Raw genomic sequence first — 20,721 nt, forward strand, 5'->3', positions numbered from 1 at the left:
GAATATTCAGAATAGTGTTGTTTTCTATGATTTTTGTTGATTTTGTTGATAAATATTTCTCTTTTTACGTACTCCCACATTTTTCATGAGGGGCTTTTTTGTATCATTGTATAGTTTAAGAAATTCTAATTAAAATATCGTAATGGCTATAAATTTACAAAAAGGGCAAAAAATTGATATTGGCTTGTTTAAGATTACAATTGGGTTAGGATGGGATCCAAATGAAGGAACGGGACATGATTTTGACTTAGATGCTTCAGCGATTATGATTAATGCAAACCGCAAGCTTTTAGGAGAAAATTATTTTGTCTTTTACAATAATCTAAACTCTCCCGATGGAGCATTAGAGCACACAGGAGACGATCCGACAGGAGGAAACAGTGATGGTGATGATGACGAAGCAATAAAGGTTGACCTCAGTAAATTAGATGCCGCTGTTGAAGAAATTCTTTTTGTAGTGACTATCGAAGATTTCGAACGCAGAAAACAAAATTTTGGACAGGTGCGAAATTCTTATATCAGAATTGTAGATGATGCCAACGGTCAGGAAATTGCCAAGTACGAATTAGACGAAGATTTTTCTATAGAAACCGGAGTAGAATTTGGCAGGTTATACAAACGAAACGGCAACTGGAGATTCGAAGCTTCCGGTATCGGGTATAGAGCCGATTTAAGTTTCTTTCTGGAGAAATATTACTCAGGAGAAATTATTAAATAAAACCCGGGATTTCAAATAGGGCAAGAATCTATTAGAGTATGGGTCAATGTCATTAAGTTAAGGATTCTCAAAAAGAGTCTCACGCAGATTTTAGCAGAACAAAAAAATCCGCAGAATCCGCGTGAAAGAACCTCTTAACTTAATGACAGTAAGGGTATGGTTTGAGTAAACGATATCGTTTAGAATATGCATTTTTTAAATAAAGACTTTTGGAAATAAATTATAAAAATTACAGTCACCTTTCTTTTGATTTGTGGCTGACTTTAATAAAATCAAATCCGGAATTTAAGCAAAGAAGGAACTTGTTATTCAAGGATTTCTTTGAAATTAACCATGGAATTGAAAAAGTAAATGAAGTAGTTCGGTATTATGATGTTTTATGCAATACAATTAACGAAAAAACAGGATTAAATTTAGATACATACGAGATTTATTATTTAATTTTAAGCGCTTTAGACGTAGATATGGATCAAAACGGAACAGATCGACTGTCTCAGTTTTATGATCATACAGAAGAATTGTTTCTGGAGTTTAAACCGGTATTAATTTATCCGGAGATACAAAAGATCTTTAAAGACGTTACCGATCAGGGTAAAACGATTAACATTTTGAGCAATACCGCTTTTATTAAAGGTCGAACTTTAAGAAAGGTACTGCAACATTACGAGTTGTCGGAGTATTTTAAATTTGAGATTTACTCGGATGAAGTTGGGTTTTCAAAACCAAACCAGGAAATTTTTAAATTGGTATTGGATGAAATTGAGACTTATAAAAAAATAGAAAAAAAAGATGTTTTGCATATTGGAGATAATCCTATTGCAGATTACAATGGAGCATTAGAGTTTGGTTTTAATGCGCATTTATTAAAAAATTAAAAGTGAATAAAAGTTACAGCTTACACAAAATAACAGAAAAAGAAAACTGCCCTTTTGAGGAGGCAGCCTATAGCAGGTTTAAATTTGGAGATAAATTCTATGCAGAGCAATTTGCAAAAGAATTATTTGAAGGATTTGCTGTTCAGTTTAAAGATCTGATCTTGTCTAATACAGAGATTGTCATTTTACCAAGTCCTTATTTGTCCATTCCGACAGCATCAAACTTTTTATGCTACTATTTTAAAAAAGAACTCAATGGGTTTTTGTTTAAAAATGGTAAAAAGGCCTGTATTGAATCTAAAATTTACAGAAATCAAACCTATGTTACCGATTATGGAAATTTGGATTTTGAGGAGAGAGTTAAATTAATCTCAAACGATACCTACTACATCGATCGTAATTTTATCGATGGCAAACTTTGCATTTTTGTTGATGACATCAAGATAACCGGTAGTCATGAGCATACCGTAATAAAAATTCTGGATCAATATGATGTAAAAGGAGATTTTGTTTTTGTTTATTTTGCGGAATTAGTAAACAAAGGAATTCATCCAAAAATCGAAAATCACTACAATTATTTTGCGGTTCACAATGTAGAAGATATTGTTTCTATTATTAACAGTGAGCATTTTCAGTACAATACCAGAATTGTAAAATTTATTTTGAGTCTGGACGCAGCGCAGTTTGCATTTTTGGCAGCCAATATTCCGACGGCAAAAAGCAACGAATTATTTCATCTGGCAATTAGTAATAATTACCATCAAATTTTAGAATATAAAAGCAATATTAACGTAATAAAAATAGATTAAATTATGGCTATCAATTTGCAAAAAGGACAAAGAGAAAATATAAATGCGCCAAAATTCACCATTGGTTTAGGATGGGATACAAACAACAGTAGTACAGGTTCAGGTTTTGATCTTGATGCTTCTGTTTTTATTCTGGGAGATAACGGTAAAATACTATCAGATTCTCACTTTATATTCTACAATAATCTAAAGTCACCGGATGAATCAGTTATTCACACAGGAGATAACCTGACAGGTGACGGAGACGGAGATGATGAGCAAGTAAAAATAGATTTAACCAAAATTGATGCAGCAGCAAAAGAAATTTGTGTTGTTGTTACAATTCATGATGCACACAACAGAAAGCAAAATTTCGGACAGGTGCGTAATTCATTCATTCGTATTGTAGACGATTCGAATACGACTGAATTAGTTAAATACGAATTAGAAGAAGATTTCTCTATAGAAACGGCCGTTGAATTTGGAAGAATTTATAACAAAGACGGACAATGGAAATTTGAAGCTAAGGGAGCCGGAATGAAAGGCGGATTAGAAGATTACTTAAATAAATATAACTAAGATATGGCAATTAATTTAGAAAAAGGACAACGTATTAATCTTGAAAAAAGTAACGGTACAAAATTACAAAATATTTGCGTAGGTGTAAACTGGGGTGCAATTGAGAAAAAAGGATTTTTCGGTACTAAAAAAGAAGCAGTAGATTTAGATGCCAGCTGTGCGATCTATGATGATAAAAAAAATCACATTGATTCTGTAAACTTTAGAAAACTAATTTCTAATGACCGTGCTGTAAAACACAGTGGAGATGATTTGACAGGAGATTTAAATGGCGATGACGGATTAGATAACGAAGTTATTACGTTAGATTTCTCTCAACTGTCACCGTCTGCTAACCACGTTGCCTTTTTTATAAACAGTTTCAGAGGACAGGATTTCAAAGACATTCCTTTTGCTTCTATCAGAATTTACGAAGGAACTCCAACCCGAGTAAGTGAAGAATTTGCACGTTACGATATTGCAAACGATGCTACTTTTGCCGGAAATGTATCGATGGTTTTAGGTGTTTTTTACAAAAGAAACGACGACTGGAAATTTAGCGCAGTGGGTGTACCGACAAACGATAAAAAACTGGAGCAAACGATAGTTACTATTCAACAGAACCACTTATAAAATCATGTTAGAAAATCAATTAGTTACTCAGGAGAATACTGCTTTAATTGATAAAGACGGAAATGTAAATCTGGCTTCTGTTACAGAAGCAGATGTAAACAATTACAAAGCCATCTCCAATCAGTTGAATGAAAACGACGCCAATTCGATTTTGAATTATGGTGCCGAAATTCAAAACTCGATCGCCAAACAAAGTGATACTTTTTTGACCAATGTCAGAACGTACAATTCCGGTGAGGTAGGAACTTTGATTAATGATTTACTGACCGAATTAAATTATGTAGACGTAGATCAGTTAGATCAAGGGCCGTTTAAAAGGTTCTTGTCTAAAATTCCTTTGTTGAATAAACTAATTACAGATGTAAAAAAGTTATTCCAGGAATACGACAGAATTACGGTAAACATTGATAAAATCAGTAATAAGGTAAAAGCCGGAATGATCAATTCTGTGAAAGATAACAGTGCACTTCAAACGATGTTTGACGGTAATGTGAATCTGATCAAAGAAATGGAAAAACACATTATTGCAGGGCAAATTCGTTTTAAAGAATTGAACGAAGAACTTGCTGTAATGGAAGGAAAAAGTGCCGATTATCAGGATTATCAAATCTCAGATAAAAGAACCTTCATTAATCGATTAGACAAACGTCTTGCCGATATGAAAATCGTGCGTTTTATCATGTTGCAATCTTTGGCGCAAATTAGAGTAGTGCAAAACAACAACACCTCTATTGCCGAAAAAGCACAGTCTATTTTGACCACTACAATGCCAGTTTGGAAAAACCAACTTACATTGGCCGTTGCTTTACAAAGACAAAAACAGAATATTGAGATTCAAAGAAGAGTGTCTGAAACGACCAATACTATTTTGCAAAAGAATGCAGAAATGCTGAAACAAAACAGTATCGAAGTGGCAAGAGAAAACGAGAACACCATCGTTTCACTTGAAACACTTAAAATGACTACAAAATCTTTGATCGATACCCTGACAGAAGTAAAACAAATACACGATCAAGGTACAGAAACCAGAAGACAATTGGATGCCGGTTTACAAAGTCTGGAACAAGAATTGAAAAAAGGCGTCGTAAGCTAGAGAATTGAATATTTGAAATTAGATAAATGCAGGAGGAAGAGGAGAGCTATCTTCGAATAATAAAAGACAGTAACAGAAAACTTGTGATTTTAGAATTGTTATCCAATTTCTTTAATCACAAGGATCTTGTTGGGGTTTTGGTAAGAACGAAAATCATTCATACGCTATTTCAAAACAATCGGATATTAGACATTAATAAATTAGAATTATTTCATATTCAGTTTACCAACAGTCTGATCGATTTGTTTCAAAAAATAAAAAAATCAAAAGAGCAGCAGTATCTTTTAATCACAGACGAGATTTATATTAATGATGATATTGTATCAAAATTAAAATTAGAAATCGGTGAGACCAAGTTTGCCAAACAAATGCAGCTTCATGCACAAAACATGTCCAAAAAGATTGAAGAACTCTATCAGTTGTTCGTTTCAGATACCGACAGTTTTTTTAATTGGAATGACATAGTGGCTTTTTCTCAAAATATTCAGGCCGAATATTACAGAGAAATTACAATTGAGCAATATGAAAAGCTTTCCCAATTCAATAAAAGTGTATATGAAAATACACATGCTAAATTTGAAAAAAAACTCTTAGGACGGTTAAACATCCTGAATTTTAAAATCAAATTTTTGTGTGGATTGGTTTGCAACAACGAGACCATAGAGATTTACGAGTTTAGGGATTCTAATGACAAATTTGTTTTTGTCACGAACGAAAAATCGTTTTATTTCTGGAATGAAGAAGTGACGTTAGGAGTTGATATTTCGAAAAACGGTTCTGCCAAAGAAAGCATTTTGAGAGATTTGAAAACCAAGAATGCCGAGTTAAAGAAAGAACTCAGTACGATAAAAACAACGCTGCCCGAAACAGTTCTCGAGGTGTTAAAAGAATACCACGAAAAAATTTCATCAGTAGATTTTCTGGACGAATTACAGAACGTTGATGAACAAACAAATATTTTAAAAACAATGTTGAATATTAATATTAATTAAAGAATAAAATGGCAATTAACTTAGAGAAAGGACAAAGACAAAGTATTGATGCGCCTAAATTTACTGTAGGTTTAGGATGGGATAGTAATGCAAGCAGCACCGGGACAAGTTTTGATTTGGATGCGTCAGTATTTTTAGTTGGTGCAAATGGAAAACTTCCAAATGACAATCATTTTATTTATTACAACAACTTAAAATCACCGGATCAGGCGGTTATTCACGCAGGAGATAACTTAACAGGAGCAGGAGACGGAGATGATGAAAAAATACAAATAGACTTGTCAAAAATTTCACCGGACGTTTTTGAGATTTCTTTCGTAGTTACCATTCATCATGCCGATACAAAAAGACAAAATTTTGGACAGATCAGAAATTCGTTTATCAGAATTTTAGATCAATCTAATGTAGAATTGGTGAAGTACGAGCTTGATGAGGATTTCTCTATCGAAACAGCCGTTGAATTTGGAAGAATTTACAAAAGAAACGAAGAGTGGAAATTTGAAGCAGTTGGTATCGGAATGAAAGGTGGTTTACAAGATTACTTAAATAAATACAACTAATTAAACACAATTTACAAACATGGCAATTAACTTAACCAAAGGACAAAAAATTGATTTAAGAAAATCAAGTGGTGAAACACTAACCGATTTCTGTGTTGGTGTGAACTGGGGCGCTATCGAAACTAAAGGTTTTTTAGGATTATCTAAAAACATAAAAGAGATCGACTTAGATTTAAGTTGTGTGCTTATTGACGACCAAAATAAAATTTGTGATCATTTGTATTCTCCTTTATACAGAATAGAAGCTTTACAGCAATTTGGTTTGCCACAAGGTAAATTGTTAACCTCTGACGGGGCTTTAAAACATACAGGCGATGATCTTGCCGGAGATACCGGTGGAGATGATGGTCTTGACAACGAAATCATTACAGTTGATTTATCGAAAGTTAATGCAAACGTAAACCAGATATTTTTCTTCCTGAATAATGCCGGGACGGAAGATTTCTCTCAGATACCTTACGCTAAAATCAGAATGTACGAAGGAACTCCAACCAGAGTGGTTTCTGAGTTTGCTTCTTATAACGTTTCTGCAGATTCGCAATACGTAAACAAACGTTCGATCATCATGGGGAAACTATACAAAAGAAATAACGAATGGAAATTTAGTGCCATTGGTGACCCGACAGCAGATACTTTTTTAGGACAAACTATTCATAAAATTGTAGCGTCATACCTTTAGTATTCCACTATAAATAAAATAGTACGATGAGACGATTACCAGTATATTTTTTATTAGATACGTCCGGATCAATGTACGGCGAACCCATACAGGCTTTGAATAATGCTTTGAACGGTATGATTAATAATCTGCGTTCAGATGCACAAGCTTTAGATTCGCTTTGGATCAGTATTGTAACTTTTGACAGAGAAGTAAAAGAGATTGTACCCTTAACTGAGTTGGTTCATTTTCAGCTTCCTGAGATTACTTGCCCTCAAAGTGGTCCTACCAATACAGGAGCCGGATTAGATTTTATAATTCAGAAAGTAAACACAGAAGTAATAAAGGGTTCCCCGACTCAAAAAGGAGACTGGAAACCTTTACTTTTTGTTTTTACTGATGGAAAACCTTCGGATATTCAGTTTTACAGAGAAAAAACACAAGAAATTAAAGCGTTAAATTTTGGCGCTGTTGTAGGCTGTGCAGCCGGTCATATGGCAGATGACAGTATTCTTAAGGAACTTACTGCCAATGTCGTTCATTTGGCCTCAGCAGACAGCTCGACTTTAAAACAATTTTTTAAATGGGTCTCTGAAACGATCGAACAAGGGAATAAAAGTCAGGGAACCGGAGAAAGCGTACTGCTGCCACCACCACCAAGCGAAATAACGGTAGTCATTTAATCCTGATCAATTCAGTTTTAAGTTTACATCTGGAATTGTTGTCTGACAAAGACAAGTTCGGAAGATACTTAAATCAATTTTCGACTTCTTCAATCGTAAATTTTACTACCATTTTGTTTTTCGAAAACCGGTATCAAAATAGTTTAGTAATTAGGATATAAGTTGTTGTAATAACCCATTGGGTTCAATTAATTTTAACACATAGAATCATAGCTAACAAAACATAAAAAAAGACGTTTCACTTAAAATAAATCGCATAAGCTTATGTGAAGAAAATATGATTTTCTTGAAACGTTTCAATTTATAAATTTAAAATCTATGTTTCTATGTGTTAAAAAGATTTAGCAGAATTACACCTAGCGGGTTATAGTAACTCATTGGGTTCAATTAATTTTAATACATAGAATCATAGCTAACAAAACATAAAAAAAGACGTTTCACTTAAAATAAATCGCATAAGCAAATGTGAAGAAAATATGATTTTCTTGAAACGTTTCAATTTATAAATTCAAAATCTATGTCTCTATGTGTTAAAAAGATTTAGCTGAATTACACCTAGCGGATTATAGTAACCCATTGGGTTCAATTAATTTTAACACATAGAGTCATAGCTAGCAAAGCATAAAAAAAGACGTTTCACTTAAAATAAATCGCATAAGCTTATGTGAAGAAAGTATGATTTTCTTGAAACGTTTCAATTTATAAATTCAAAATCTATGTGTCTATGTGTTAAAAAGATTTAGCTGAATTACACCTAGCGGGTTATAATAACTCATTGGGTTCAATTAGTTTTAACACATAGAGACATAGCTAGCAAAGCATAAAAAAAGACGTTTCATTTAAAATAAATCGCATAAGCTTATGTGAAAAAAGTATGATTTTCTTGAAACGTTTCAATTTATAAATTCAAAATCTATGTCTCTATGTGTTAAAAAGATTTAGCTGAATTACCCAAAACAGGTTATAATAATTATTTTTTAATGTTTTAAAATTCTTCATAAAATGAGAAGATTACCCATATATTTTTTGATTGACATCTCGGAATCAATGGTTGGAGAACCCATTCAGCAAGTTGAAGAAGGGTTAGCCACTATAATTCAGGCATTAAAAACAGATCCACATGCGCTGGAAACGGTTTTTGTTTCGATCATTGTTTTTGCAGGTCAGCCTAAAACATTGGTGCCCTTACAGGAAATCGTGAGTTTTTATCCGCCTAAATTTCCGGTAGGAAGCGGAACATCATTGAGTAAGGGATTAGGACATTTAATGTACGAATTAAGAAATAATATTGTAAAAACAACTTATGAAGTAAAGGGAGACTGGAAACCAATTGTATTCCTTTTTACAGACGGAGTGCCAACAGACGACAGTCAGGCTGCCATAAATGAATGGAAAGAAAATTGGCAACGAACCGCTAATTTAATTGCCGTTTCTTTCGGAAACGAAACCGATACAAAACTATTGGGACAGTTGACAGAAAATGTACTTCATTTTAAAAACACCAATGTACAATCGTATAAAGAGTTTTTCAGATGGGTTACCGATTCGATCAAGACAAGCAGCATTAGTGTCGAGAATAATTCATCAGGTTTTGAATTGGCAAAATTAGAAGGCGAAACACTTTCTAAAATAGATTTGACCAAAGCAGAGCCTATTAGACAATATGTTGATGATAATTATGTGGTTTTGAACGGTAAATGTCAAAATTCAAAAAGGCCCTATTTGATGAAGTACCGCAAAACAATTGCGCCGTCAATTTATGCAGGTGTTGAATTGAGTTCAAAAAATTACAAACTCGTTGGCGCTTACCAAGTCGATAATTCTTATTTCGAATTGGCAGACGAATCGACCTTTAATACTACCGTAAATACAGAAGAACTCACCGGATTTCCTACCTGTCCTTGTTGCGGGAACCAAATTGCTTTTGCAGTCTGTGTTTGCGATAAAATACATTGTATTGGAGACGAAGAGATCAGTACCTGTCCGTGGTGTCATAATCAGGGATCTTACGGTTACGGAGAAGGTGGTTTTGATGTCAGCAGAACCCAAGGATAACACTTATGGAAGAGACCAAAAGATATCTTCAGTCTTTTTTATTTCAAAATAAAATCGATATTCCAAAAAGCAAAGAATCGCTTTTTGAAGATTTTATTAGTGATGAAACAAACAGTGCAGCAGTAAAAATAATAAAAGAAAAGCAACAGCTGATTATGGACAATTGGAAGTTAAAGAATAGAATTGACGATATTATGCAGCATTCTTTTTTCTTGCCCAACGGTACGGTGAATAAAGAATATGAATCAAAAATTGACTTTATAAAACTGGGTTGGGGAGATATTATTTTTTACGAAATTGAAAATTTAGAAGAAACAGGACTTTATTTTGATGCTGTCGAAAAATTGCTTTTTGGAATCCCAATAAGAAGTGGCGATTTAAAAATAAAATTCCGTTTTAAAATAGAGGGAGAAGCTGAGGAAGTGCTATTAAACGAAAAAATAGTTACGCTGATTATAAACCCGGATCCAAAGTCATTGTGGAAAAATATTGAAAGTAATCCCAATACTCCCTTTAGCAAAGAAGACAATGTAGCTGTTTCAGCTGTTTTTTTGGACAAAAATATTGTGGTCGCTTCCAAAAGAGGTCGCAGTCATGCTAATGTAGGTTCTTTTAGAGAAGATGATTTTGCATTCAGAAATTTCGAAGCAAACGGATGGAGCGTTTTGGCTGTTTCGGACGGAGCAGGTTCTGCAACGCTGTCCAGAAAAGGATCAAAATTAGCGTGTGATGCTATAATTGACTATTTTGAAACCCATTTAAATACTGAAATTTGGAGCAAGTTCGAAGAGTTGGCGCTAAATTATTATGCTAAAAAAGATCCGGAATTAATTCAAAAAACAAACGATTTTGTTTGTGCTAATCTGTCGAAAGCGGCACATTTTGTAAATCAAAAGATAGCAGAATTTGCAACAGCGCAGGGTGAAGAATTGAAAAATTTTCATGCCACTTTGATTTTTACTTTGGTTAAAAAATATGATTTTGGTTATGCTATTTTAAGCTTTGGAGTTGGAGACTGCCCGATAAATTTGATCAGCAAAGATTTAACTGAGGTAAGTTTAATGAACCTTATAGACGCCGGAGAATTTGGTGGTGGTACCCGATTTATAACCATGCCGGAAATCTTTCAAAACGAGAATTTTTCGTCCCGATTTGGCTTTAAAATAGTAGATGATTTCTCTTATCTGGTATTGATGACTGACGGAATCTATGATCCAAAGTTTGAGGTTGAAGCCAATTTAGAAAAAATAGAGAAATGGAAGGCATTTCTATCTGATTTGAAAGGCGATAATGCAGAAAAAGCCAAAGTCGATTTTGAGCGTGACAATGCAGCTATTGCAACACAGCTCTCGAACTGGATGGATTTTTGGAGTCCCGGAAATCACGACGACAGAACTCTTGCTATAATTTACTAGAAGATGAGTATAGTTACGGTAAAATCAATAAACGACACCACAAAAACCTATCAATTTGTTGATAATGGCGAACCCATGCGCGGTGGGGTAAAAGATGTTTATTTTAGTCCCGATAAAAAATATGTGGTCGCTATTTTTAGAGACAAGTTAGACGACAATCAAAAAGAAAGATTGCAGCGCATAACCGGTAAATATTTTGCTCAGATTAAGGAGGGTGAAGCGAGTGATTATTATTTAAATGAAGTGTTCAGATGGCCAACCGATGTCATCGGGCATAATGGTCTCACAGGGATAATTGTTCCGGTTTATCATTCGAAGTTTTTCTTTAGAAAAGGATATCAGACGAGCGATTTAATTCAAGGAAAAGAAAAAAACGGAAAATGGTTTGCAGGGCCAAAATTCAGAAATCCACACTTCCCGTTGCGGGTCGCAAATTCGGAGTTGGGAGATTGGCTGAGTTATTTTCAGGTTTGTGTAAATCTGTCACGAGGCGTAAAAAAGATGCACGCGATGGGATTGGCGCATTCTGATTTGTCCTATAATAATGTTTTGATTGATCCCGTTGAAAGATCGGCTTGTATGATTGACTTAGACGGCTTGGTCGTGCCCGGTGTGTTTCAGGCAGAAGTAATTGGTACGGCAGAATTTATTGCCCCCGAAGTACTTGCTACCAAACATTTAGACAAAACAGATCCCAACAGAAAATTGCCCAACAGACTTACGGATTTGCATGCACTGCCCGTTCTTATTTATATGTTTTTGCTGCACAGACATCCATTAAAAGGAGGGAAAGTACATGATTTAGATACCGAAAAAGACGATTTGTTGTCGATGGGAGAGAGGGCAATGTTTATCGAGCACCCAACAGATGTTACCAACAGGCCCAAACTCAATCAGGTTTCAAAATGGGATTTGCCTTGGGCAGATATTGCCAGGCTACCATATTCAATCACGGGACCTTATTTAAAAACATTGTTTGATAAAGTTTTTATAGACGGATTGCACAATCCAATGCAAAGACCTAATGCAGAAGAGTGGGAAAATGCCTTATTAAAAACAACCGATTTAATGCAGAAATGCCACAATACGGCTTGCGAACAAAAATGGTATGTTTTTGACAATACAAATCGTCCAAGATGCCCGTTTTGCGGAACAGCTCACGAAGGGACACTCCCGGTTTTAGACTTGTACTATCAATATCAGGATACCGTTTGGAAGCCCGAGAATCATAGACTAATGGTTTATAATGATCAATATTTGTTTCTATGGCACGTTAATCGTAATATTGCCAGAAATGAGAAATTGACCCCCGAACAAAAAGTACCGGTTGGTTATTTTACTTTTTTCAAAGGGAAGTGGGTATTGGTCAATCAGAAGTTGAATTCGTTGAAAGATTTGACAGAAGATAAAGAAATTCCAATAGGCACCATGGTAGAACTTACCGATGGAAAAAAAATACTTCTTTCAAAAGAAGAAGGAGGAAGAGTGATCGTAATAACAATGGCTAATACATAAAATTTAAAATTTAACTTAATTAATATCTAAAATGAATCAACACCCAATTTTTTCAGAACATCCCGGTCTGGTTATCGTTTTTGCGATCGCAGTAGTCATCATGCTATTGTTGGATTTAGGAATCTTCAATAAAAAAAGTCACGTAGTAAGCAATAAAGAAGCAGTAACCTGGTCTTTAGTTTGGATTAGTTTAGCAATGATTTTTAGTGGTTTAGTGTACCACTTCGCCGGATCGGCAAAATTCTATGAATTTCAATCGGCTTATTGGATTGAAAAAGCACTTTCTGTTGATAATCTTTTTGTTTTCATTTTAGTATTCAAGTTTTTTGATGTTGCCAATCAAAACAAACATAAAGTTTTGTTCTGGGGAATTATCGGAGCATTAGTTTTAAGAGCCATCTTTATCTTCTCAGGTGCTTTCTTAATCGAACTTACCTATTTGAATAAATTGTTAAGCTTTGCAGGAATCCCAGGATTTAAATACGATATCAACCTAATTATGACCGCTTTCGGATTGTTTTTGGTTTATGCAGGGATCAAATCATGGTCTTCAGGAGATGAGGACGAAGATGAGGATTACAACAATACAAGAGGAGCAAGACTGATCAGAAAGTTTTTCAGTGTTAGCGATAAGTACGATGGAGATAAATTCTTCACGTATGAAAACGGAAAAAAATTAGCAACACCACTTTTAGTTGTGGTTGCGGTGATTGAATTTACCGATTTATTGTTCGCAGTAGATTCTATTCCGGCAATTTTTGCGATATCAAATGACCCGTTTATTCTTTATACTTCAAACATTTTTGCGATTTTAGGACTTAGAGCATTGTTTTTCTTATTGGATAATTTCATTCATTTATTCAGTAAATTACAATACGGTTTGGCAATTATTTTATCTTTTATTGGAGTAAAAATGATCATTTCGCCATTCTATCATGTCGATTCTGTTTACTCTTTATTGGTAATCGGAGGCGTTCTTTTAATTTCGGTTGTGGCTTCGATCATGTTACCGGAGGTTAAAGAAGCTTAATTTTAAGAAGAGGTTTTTAAAACCACAAAGAATATAAACATATTAAAAAACGGATTGGAAATTACATGTAATTTTCAGTCCGTTTTTTTGTACGGGAGAATATTGCAAAAGCTATTGTTTTTCAACGTAGAAACTTCAATTAATTGTTATACTTTTGCACTTTCAAAACGTATCGTAAAAAAGGTTGTTTTTTCAACCCGTTTACACGTTAATTTAATAAATAACAATGGTTTATTCAGCCATTGTCGCATACAACAATAGTCATACATTATGCTTAATATACACAATTTGTCGGTTTCTTTTGGAGGAACATTTTTATTTGAAGAAGTTACTTTTCGTTTAGGAGCAGGAGACCGCGTAGGTCTTGTTGGTAAAAACGGTGCAGGTAAATCGACAATGCTTAAAATGTTAGCGAGAGATTTTGCTCCGGATTCAGGAGTTATTTCTCAGGAAAAAGATATCCGAATGGGATTTTTACGCCAGGATATTGATTTTGAACAAGGAAGAACCGTATTGGAAGAAGCTTATGAAGCTTTTACTGAGATTAAAATTGTTGAAAAAAAGTTAGAAGAAATCAATCATCAATTGGTTACCAGAACCGATTATGAAAGTGAAGAATACAGCCAGATCATTGAAGACTTATCTGATTATACACACCGTTTTGATCTTTTAGGAGGTTATAACTATGTGGGAGATACAGAGAAAATTCTTTTAGGATTAGGTTTCAAAAGAGAAGTATTTAATAACCAAACCGAGACTTTTTCGGGAGGTTGGAGAATGCGTATCGAATTAGCGAAGTTATTATTACAATCCAATGATGTATTGCTGCTGGATGAGCCTACCAACCACTTAGATATCGAAAGTATCATTTGGTTAGAAAGTTTCCTTCGCAATTATCCGGGAGTTGTGGTAATTGTATCGCACGATAAAATGTTTTTGGACAATGTGACCAATCGTACTATCGAAATTTCGTTAGGGAAAGCATACGATTTCAACAAACCATATTCTCAGTATTTGGAATTGCGTCACGAAATCCGTGAGAAACAATTGGCAACTCAAAAGAACCAAGCCAAGAAGATTGAAGAAACAGAAAAATTAATCGAGAAATTCCGTGCGAAAGCTTCAAAAGCTTCGATGGCGCAATCGTTGATTAAAAAATTAGATAAAGTAGAACGAATCGAAGTTGACGAAGACGATAATTCAGTAATGAATATTTCTTTCCCTGTTTCAAAAGAACCCGGAAAAGTTGTCGTTGAAGCAGAGAATGTTACTAAAAGTTATGGCGATAAAGTAATCCTAAAAGAGATTAGCCTATTGGTAGAACGCGGTAGTAAAATTGCCTTTGTTGGACAAAACGGACAAGGTAAGTCTACTTTTATCAAAGCATTGGTTAATGAATTTGAATACCAGGGAAATATTAAGTTAGGACACAACGTTCAGTTAGGTTATTTTGCTCAAAATCAGGCAGAATATTTGGATGGTGAAATCACCTTACTTCAAACCATGGAAGATGCTGCAACAGATACGAACCGTTCTAAAGTTCGTGATATGTTAGGATCATTTTTATTCCGTGGTGACGATGTAGAGAAAAAAGTAAAAGTACTTTCAGGAGGTGAGCGTAACCGTTTGGCGCTTTGTAAATTGTTGTTACAGCCTATCAACGTATTGCTAATGGATGAGCCGACGAATCACTTAGATATCAAGTCTAAGAACGTTCTGAAAGCGGCACTTCAAAAATTCGGCGGTACTTTATTATTGGTTTCTCACGATAGAGATTTCCTTCAGGGAATGTCGAACATCGTTTATGAATTTAAAGACCAGAAAATAAAAGAATATCTAGGTGATATCAACTATTTCTTAGAGCAACGCAATCTTGAAAACATGCGTGAAGTCGAGAAAAAAGACGTCGCAAAAGTAGCTGCTCCAAAAGAAAACAATAAGACTTCATACGAAGATCAGAAAAAAGGAAAAGCACTGCAAAACAGATTAAGTAAAATCGAAAGTCAAATCAAACAATTAGAAAAAGACATTCAACACGACGATAAAATGTTGACTTCTAATTATGACAAACATATAGAAGACGCTTCCTTTTTCAAAGCTTACAACAAGAAAAAAGCAGATCTTGATCAGTTACTATTAGATTGGGAAATCGTTCAGGAAGAGATTGATAATTTTAGTGTCTAGGTTTTAGTCTCGGTCTCAGTTTACAGTCTCAGTTTACAGTCTCAGTCACAGTTTTAGTTTACAGATTTTCTATGGTACAATTATTCATAGAAAATCTGTTTTTTTTTTAAGCAGATTTCATCTCATCTATTTCCCATCTGTCAGGCTGAGCGAAGTCGAAGCCCCTTTTTAACTAACCAGCCCTTCGACTTCGCTCAGGGGGACAATCGAATAAAAAAAAACATCTCGCAATCACTTAATAATCCCAATAGATTTAGAATGCATAATAGCCTCGCTGCTGTCTTTAAAATAACACACAGCAATGTTTAAACCCTCTAAATTTTTAAGTATGGTTTTGGTTGTTTCTTTTTTATGTTTGCCCGTTTGTCTGATGTAAACCGCTTTTACGGTTACGGGAAATATTTTACAAATGCGTTCGTACAAAACAGGATCATGTTGCGAATCATCTCCCAACAGAACATATTGCAGATTGGGGTAGAACTCTAAAACATGTTTGATTTTGTCAAATTTATGATCGTGATTGCCTCTGCCACTCATAAAAAAATCAGTGATTCCGGTTTTGATATCCTTCAATAAAATAACAGCTCGGGGCAGTCGGTGTATTTTGGTGAATTTTACGATGAAATTGTATAAATTCCATTCACTGCTGGAAACAAAAAAAAAGGCGTTTTTTTCTTCTTTATTGTTTCTTCCGGCAGAACTTAAAGCCTGATAATGCGGAACGACATCATTAAAAACCTTTCTGTCGTTGACATTTTTAAATAAAAGAATGTATATTTTTCGGAAGACATTTCGCGTATGAGAAATCAAAAAAGTATCATCAATGTCGGATATGATTCCAAGATTGCCTTCGTGAGGCCTTATAAAACTGCCTTTTGCGGTTATGGTTTCTGATTTGTATCGGATGCTGACCTCATATTCCATCCACCCAAAATTAGGCTCATCCTGAATTGGAATACAAAATTTAAAATAACCATCATCGAGTGTTTTCGAGTGAATTTCCTGATGACCGAATTTTAAGTACACATCAAAATTTCGAATGGTTTTTATCCGAAATAAGTTGACGATAGAAGTAGCGTTTTTGAAGTTTTTCTTCTGAAAATCATAATCATACAATGTTTTAAAGACATGCCCCATCACGATTAATTCCTGATCATTAGCATAACCCCGGTATAATTGTAGAATTGGCTTCATTAATTGTGTACTTTTATATAAAGTTGGAAATTAATTATTTTAATCGGTTTTAGAAATTAAATTTTGAAAAAGAATATTGTTTTTGTTGTAAATCCTATTTCGGGTGATTTGGATAAGTCAGATTTAATGGAGGCTGTCTATGAGTTTTCGATCACAAATAACTTCAATTTGGTGGTGTATGAAACCACAGGCCAGTCCGATGTTAAAGCGATTCAATTGCTTTATGAGCAATGCAGTCCCCAAAGAATTGTAGTGGCTGGTGGTGACGGAACTATAAAAATGGTTGCCGAAGCAATGGAGCAATACGATATTGTAATTGGTATTTTGCCCGCCGGTTCTGCCAATGGTCTGTCTGTCGATTTAAATTTACCGGATTCAACAGAAGAGAATCTGGAAATTGCTTTTCTGCATTCTTATATGGAAATAGATATGATTTCTATCAACGGCAAGAAAAGCATTCACTTGAGTGATATCGGGATCAATGCTGATTTAGTAAAAAACTACGAAGAAAGTAACTGGAGAGGGATCTGGGGCTACGCTTTGCAGGCCTACACGACGCTGGTGGATTCCAATGATCCTTTTGTAGCCACAATTACGACTAATAAAGAAACAAGCGAGCACACGGCAAGAATGATTGTCATTGCGAACTCTCAGAAATATGGAACAGGTGTCACGATCAATCCTCACGGAGCAATGAATGACGGTAAGTTTGAATTGGTGATTCTTAAAAGCCTCGATTTATTATTGCTTGGAAAAATTATTACGGGAAACATGCCGATTGATTCCGAGGATATTGTGATCATTTCGACCGATAAAGCCACTATTAAAACCAATTATCCGGTTAATTTTCAGATTGACGGGGAGTATTGCGGCGCGCAGACTTCTTTAGACATTCATATTCTGCACAAACAAATGAAAATAGCCATTCCTTAAAATTATTTAAAAGGATTTCTTTCTTTCCATTCTGTTTTGGGCTCTAAGTAATCAAATAGTTTACCGATATTTTTATTGATTAAAGCATTGCTGTGGGTGATTAAACCGTACATTTTTACAGGTTTTGCGCCTACGGAACTTTTTATTTCGAGGGCAGTTCTGGCAAATACAACTTCCGAAAAGCCATGATTGATGGAATAAGCGATCATATCATAAAGCATGTTGAGGTATAGCATTTTATCACGCTGAATGCTCTCGTCATAGCCTAGGAAATAGGTGTCCATCACAGCGCCGTTTTGAATCAAAGTATTGAATCCGATTAACTTTCCATCTAAAAAATAACCATAAAAAAGAAAGTCTTCTTTCATGATTTCTTTAAAAGTGCGGAAATGATTTTTAGCCAGAAAAAAAGTGTTGAAAGGCGCATTTTTCGCTACATGAAAATAGAGATCATAAATCGTATCTTCATGTTTTATGATTTCATCCAGCGACATTTTTTGTTTTTCGATTCCTTCTGCTTTTTTGCGGGCGCGTTTGTATTGGTCGCGATATTTTTTAGAAAGTGCTTCAATATAATCCTGTTCCGTTTTCCAATTCGAATTGATTTCAAAAATCATATTGGGCTGCGTAGAGAAGGTAAAGTTGTTTTTGAATTCACTTTTTAAAGGCTCAATCTCACTTTCTGTAAAGTCTTTTATGCTGGTAATATGAACTTTCTTCCCTTTTGCTCTAAGCCCTTTTTTGAGTTCAGTGATGGCTTTGTGGAGTGTTTTAATCACTTTTGCCTGATTTGCATTTTCAGCAATCGAAAAAGCATTTTGTCCCGTAAGCATATTGTTGCCCACAAACAAAACATGTGAAGCAAAATTCTTGAACGCAAAATTACGAACCGATGTTTTTAAACATTGATCCCGTTCTCCAAAGGATTCGAGTTTTTCTGCGAAAATAAATTGAGTTAAAGCGATTCCGATTAGGTTGTCATTTTTAAAAATCCCAATAAAATGACAAAGCATATTGGCCGGAGAAGATTTTTCGAGTACTTCGAGATATTTCCGGGTCAGAAAGATGTTTTCGGTGGTTAGCGCATCCCATTCTAAAGGCAGTGATGAAGCGCTATTGTATAATTGGAAAGTATAAGTTGTACTCAAAAGTAGATGCTAATTTTGTCAAAATTAGATAATATTTATAAGAACCAATCCTGTTTAAGTTATTATTAAGAAAAACCCGTTTGAGTTTTGATTTCAAACGGGTTGTGTTCTTTTATGTGGTTAGGCAAATGCACAAACGATTCCACCCATTAAAGTCAGTGTGACGATCCAGAATCCGGCGTGAATCAAAATGTATTTCCATGATTTTCTTTCGAATAGCGAATTAATCCCAACTACGGGAAAAGCAAAAAACAGGCCTGAGACAAAACCGTGCAACGCACCGTGTTTAAAAGTGCGATAGGCTGTTCCATAATCTGCCATAAAAGCAGCAAACGATGGTTTTGCACTGGCGATCAACGGAGGGCCGCCGACCATTCCTACTGCTCCGGATTGATGAATAGTCAATGCCATCAAAACGATGGTAATCATTAACGAAAAAACATATGTTAATCCGAAAATTTTAAGCATGTTTCCGGTTCGAAGGACCTCTTCGGTCAGATTACTTTCTCTCATCCATACTGTTCCAAAGACTTTTGGATGGTACCAGATAAAACCAACGACAAGTGTCATGATAGCAGCAACTAGTAGTGCAATAAAGTTAATTTCCATAATATGAGGTTTTTATGATTAGTTAGTCAAATTTAATCAAATAAAGTAAAACTTTTGGAAATTTGTAATAAGTAGTATAAATAACGTTAATAAATTACTTATTAACACTTTATCGACATTATGTGCTTTATGTCTGTAAAATGTATAATTTTATTCCTGAAAACAAACCCCCAAATCTGTTATGAAAAGTTATATCACTCTTTTTTTAGCACTTGTTTTTTCTCTAAATATTTTTGCAGATACTGTTTCGGACAAAGAAAAAGATGCCCTTATTAAGTTGTACCATGCTACTAATGGATCACAATGGAAAATAAAATGGGATTTGTCATTATCAGTAGCTACATGGTATGGAGTAACAGCTGAAAACGGAAAAGTTGTCGGGCTAAATTTGGCCAACAATAATTTGCAGGGAGAATTACCCGGTGAGTTTTACGATTTAGTAAATCTGATTGCCGTCGATTTACATGAAAATGGTCTGAAAGGACAACTTCCTGTAGCAATTCAAAATCTGAAGGAGCTTGAAGTTCTCGATGTTTCATTAAATGAGCTGTCAGGAACATTACCGGCTTCGATTTGCGAATTAAAAAAACTGAAAAATTTAGAGCTTTTTGCCAATAAAATTTCAGGAGAATTGCCAATAGAGATTGGAAAATTAAAGCAGTTAGAAATACTGTCGTTGTTTAATAATGAACTGGTAGGACAACTGCCTGGTTCTTTGTATAAAATTCAGACATTGAAGGTATTGCTGCTCAATAATAATAAGATGTCCGGGAACTTAAGTAATGAAATACTTAATTTTTCTGCTCTTGAAAATCTAAGTCTGTTTGACAATAGTTTTGGAGGTGAAATTCCAAAAGGACTGGAAAAGTTGCATAATTTGTCTGAAATGAATCTTTCATACAATAAATTTGAAGGAACCGTTTCTAAAAACCTGGTGTTATTAGACGCACTGAATATGACGATGTTTGACGAAAACGGAGATCCGGTTTTGTTAGAAATTAATAATGAAAAAGAAACTACAATTGTTACCCAAAATTAATCATGCTTATGAATGAATTTCACTCTCGTTAAAAAGTTGAT

At 34.6% G+C, this 20,721-nt stretch carries 20 protein-coding genes; 17 read left to right on the forward strand and 3 right to left on the reverse strand.

Annotation, left to right across the window (positions count from 1 at the left end):
- Nucleotides 1–142: 142 nt before the first annotated feature.
- From AB674_RS17330 to AB674_RS17400, 15 genes are all read left to right on the forward strand, one after another.
- Nucleotides 143–718: a TerD family protein gene (locus AB674_RS17330; RefSeq protein WP_047778535.1), complete on the forward strand. Its 576-nt coding sequence runs from the start codon at nt 143–145 to the stop codon at nt 716–718.
- A gap of 209 nt (nt 719–927) precedes the next feature.
- Entirely contained in the window at nt 928–1,593 is a 666-nt protein-coding gene (locus tag AB674_RS17335) for an HAD family hydrolase (RefSeq protein WP_047778536.1), read from the forward strand.
- A 2-nt stretch (nt 1,594–1,595) separates the two neighbouring features.
- The gene (locus tag AB674_RS17340; protein ID WP_047778537.1) at nt 1,596–2,402 is read left to right on the forward strand and encodes a phosphoribosyltransferase family protein; all 807 of its coding nucleotides are present in this window, start codon (nt 1,596–1,598) and stop codon (nt 2,400–2,402) included.
- Nucleotides 2,403–2,405: 3 nt separating this feature from the next.
- A complete protein-coding gene (locus tag AB674_RS17345) occupies nt 2,406–2,960 on the forward strand; it encodes a TerD family protein (RefSeq protein ID WP_047778538.1) in 555 nt (184 codons plus the stop codon).
- A gap of 3 nt (nt 2,961–2,963) precedes the next feature.
- Entirely contained in the window at nt 2,964–3,572 is a 609-nt protein-coding gene (locus tag AB674_RS17350) for a TerD family protein (protein WP_047778539.1), read from the forward strand.
- Nucleotides 3,573–3,576: 4 nt separating this feature from the next.
- Nucleotides 3,577–4,665, forward strand: a complete 1,089-nt coding sequence (locus tag AB674_RS17355) for a toxic anion resistance protein (RefSeq protein WP_047778540.1) — start codon at nt 3,577–3,579, stop codon at nt 4,663–4,665.
- Between the two features lie 26 nt (nt 4,666–4,691).
- The gene (locus tag AB674_RS17360) at nt 4,692–5,657 is read left to right on the forward strand and encodes a hypothetical protein (RefSeq protein WP_047778541.1); all 966 of its coding nucleotides are present in this window, start codon (nt 4,692–4,694) and stop codon (nt 5,655–5,657) included.
- 8 nt (nt 5,658–5,665) lie between these two features.
- Complete coding sequence (locus tag AB674_RS17365) at nt 5,666–6,217, forward strand: TerD family protein (RefSeq protein WP_047778542.1); 552 nt, start codon at nt 5,666–5,668, stop codon at nt 6,215–6,217.
- Between the two features lie 19 nt (nt 6,218–6,236).
- Nucleotides 6,237–6,896, forward strand: a complete 660-nt coding sequence (locus tag AB674_RS17370) for a TerD family protein (protein ID WP_047778543.1) — start codon at nt 6,237–6,239, stop codon at nt 6,894–6,896.
- 26 nt (nt 6,897–6,922) lie between these two features.
- Nucleotides 6,923–7,558: a vWA domain-containing protein gene (locus AB674_RS17375; protein WP_047778544.1), complete on the forward strand. Its 636-nt coding sequence runs from the start codon at nt 6,923–6,925 to the stop codon at nt 7,556–7,558.
- 1,002 nt (nt 7,559–8,560) lie between these two features.
- Entirely contained in the window at nt 8,561–9,613 is a 1,053-nt protein-coding gene (locus AB674_RS17380; protein WP_047778545.1) for a TerY-C metal binding domain-containing protein, read from the forward strand.
- Between the two features lie 5 nt (nt 9,614–9,618).
- Nucleotides 9,619–11,028, forward strand: a complete 1,410-nt coding sequence (locus tag AB674_RS17385; protein ID WP_047778546.1) for a PP2C family serine/threonine-protein phosphatase — start codon at nt 9,619–9,621, stop codon at nt 11,026–11,028.
- A gap of 3 nt (nt 11,029–11,031) precedes the next feature.
- A complete protein-coding gene (locus tag AB674_RS17390; RefSeq protein ID WP_047778547.1) occupies nt 11,032–12,543 on the forward strand; it encodes a helix-hairpin-helix domain-containing protein in 1,512 nt (503 codons plus the stop codon).
- 31 nt (nt 12,544–12,574) lie between these two features.
- The gene (locus AB674_RS17395) at nt 12,575–13,573 is read left to right on the forward strand and encodes a TerC/Alx family metal homeostasis membrane protein (protein WP_047778548.1); all 999 of its coding nucleotides are present in this window, start codon (nt 12,575–12,577) and stop codon (nt 13,571–13,573) included.
- A gap of 270 nt (nt 13,574–13,843) precedes the next feature.
- Nucleotides 13,844–15,757 carry an ABC-F family ATP-binding cassette domain-containing protein gene (locus AB674_RS17400; protein WP_047778549.1) on the forward strand — a complete coding sequence of 638 codons (1,914 nt, stop codon included), beginning with the start codon at nt 13,844–13,846 and terminating at the stop codon, nt 15,755–15,757.
- Nucleotides 15,758–15,988: 231 nt separating this feature from the next.
- Here AB674_RS17400 and AB674_RS17405 read toward each other — a convergent pair whose 3' ends face one another.
- Nucleotides 15,989–16,951: an App1 family protein gene (locus AB674_RS17405; protein ID WP_047778550.1), complete on the reverse strand. Its 963-nt coding sequence runs from the start codon at nt 16,949–16,951 to the stop codon at nt 15,989–15,991.
- Nucleotides 16,952–17,014: 63 nt separating this feature from the next.
- On the opposite strand from AB674_RS17405, the gene AB674_RS17410 reads away from it, so the two are divergent.
- The gene (locus tag AB674_RS17410; protein WP_047778551.1) at nt 17,015–17,884 is read left to right on the forward strand and encodes a diacylglycerol/lipid kinase family protein; all 870 of its coding nucleotides are present in this window, start codon (nt 17,015–17,017) and stop codon (nt 17,882–17,884) included.
- 2 nt (nt 17,885–17,886) lie between these two features.
- Here AB674_RS17410 and AB674_RS17415 read toward each other — a convergent pair whose 3' ends face one another.
- Both AB674_RS17415 and AB674_RS17420 read right to left on the reverse strand, forming a co-directional pair.
- A complete protein-coding gene (locus AB674_RS17415) occupies nt 17,887–19,032 on the reverse strand; it encodes a GNAT family N-acetyltransferase (protein WP_047778552.1) in 1,146 nt (381 codons plus the stop codon).
- Nucleotides 19,033–19,152: 120 nt separating this feature from the next.
- Nucleotides 19,153–19,641 carry a DUF1761 domain-containing protein gene (locus AB674_RS17420; protein WP_047778553.1) on the reverse strand — a complete coding sequence of 163 codons (489 nt, stop codon included), beginning with the start codon at nt 19,639–19,641 and terminating at the stop codon, nt 19,153–19,155.
- 181 nt (nt 19,642–19,822) lie between these two features.
- On the opposite strand from AB674_RS17420, the gene AB674_RS17425 reads away from it, so the two are divergent.
- A complete protein-coding gene (locus AB674_RS17425; RefSeq protein ID WP_047778554.1) occupies nt 19,823–20,680 on the forward strand; it encodes a Two component regulator three Y domain protein in 858 nt (285 codons plus the stop codon).
- Nucleotides 20,681–20,721: the final 41 nt, after the last annotated feature.

Origin of the sequence: Flavobacterium sp. ABG, from assembly GCF_001027725.1 — a bacterium.
GTDB lineage: Bacteria > Bacteroidota > Bacteroidia > Flavobacteriales > Flavobacteriaceae > Flavobacterium > Flavobacterium cupriresistens.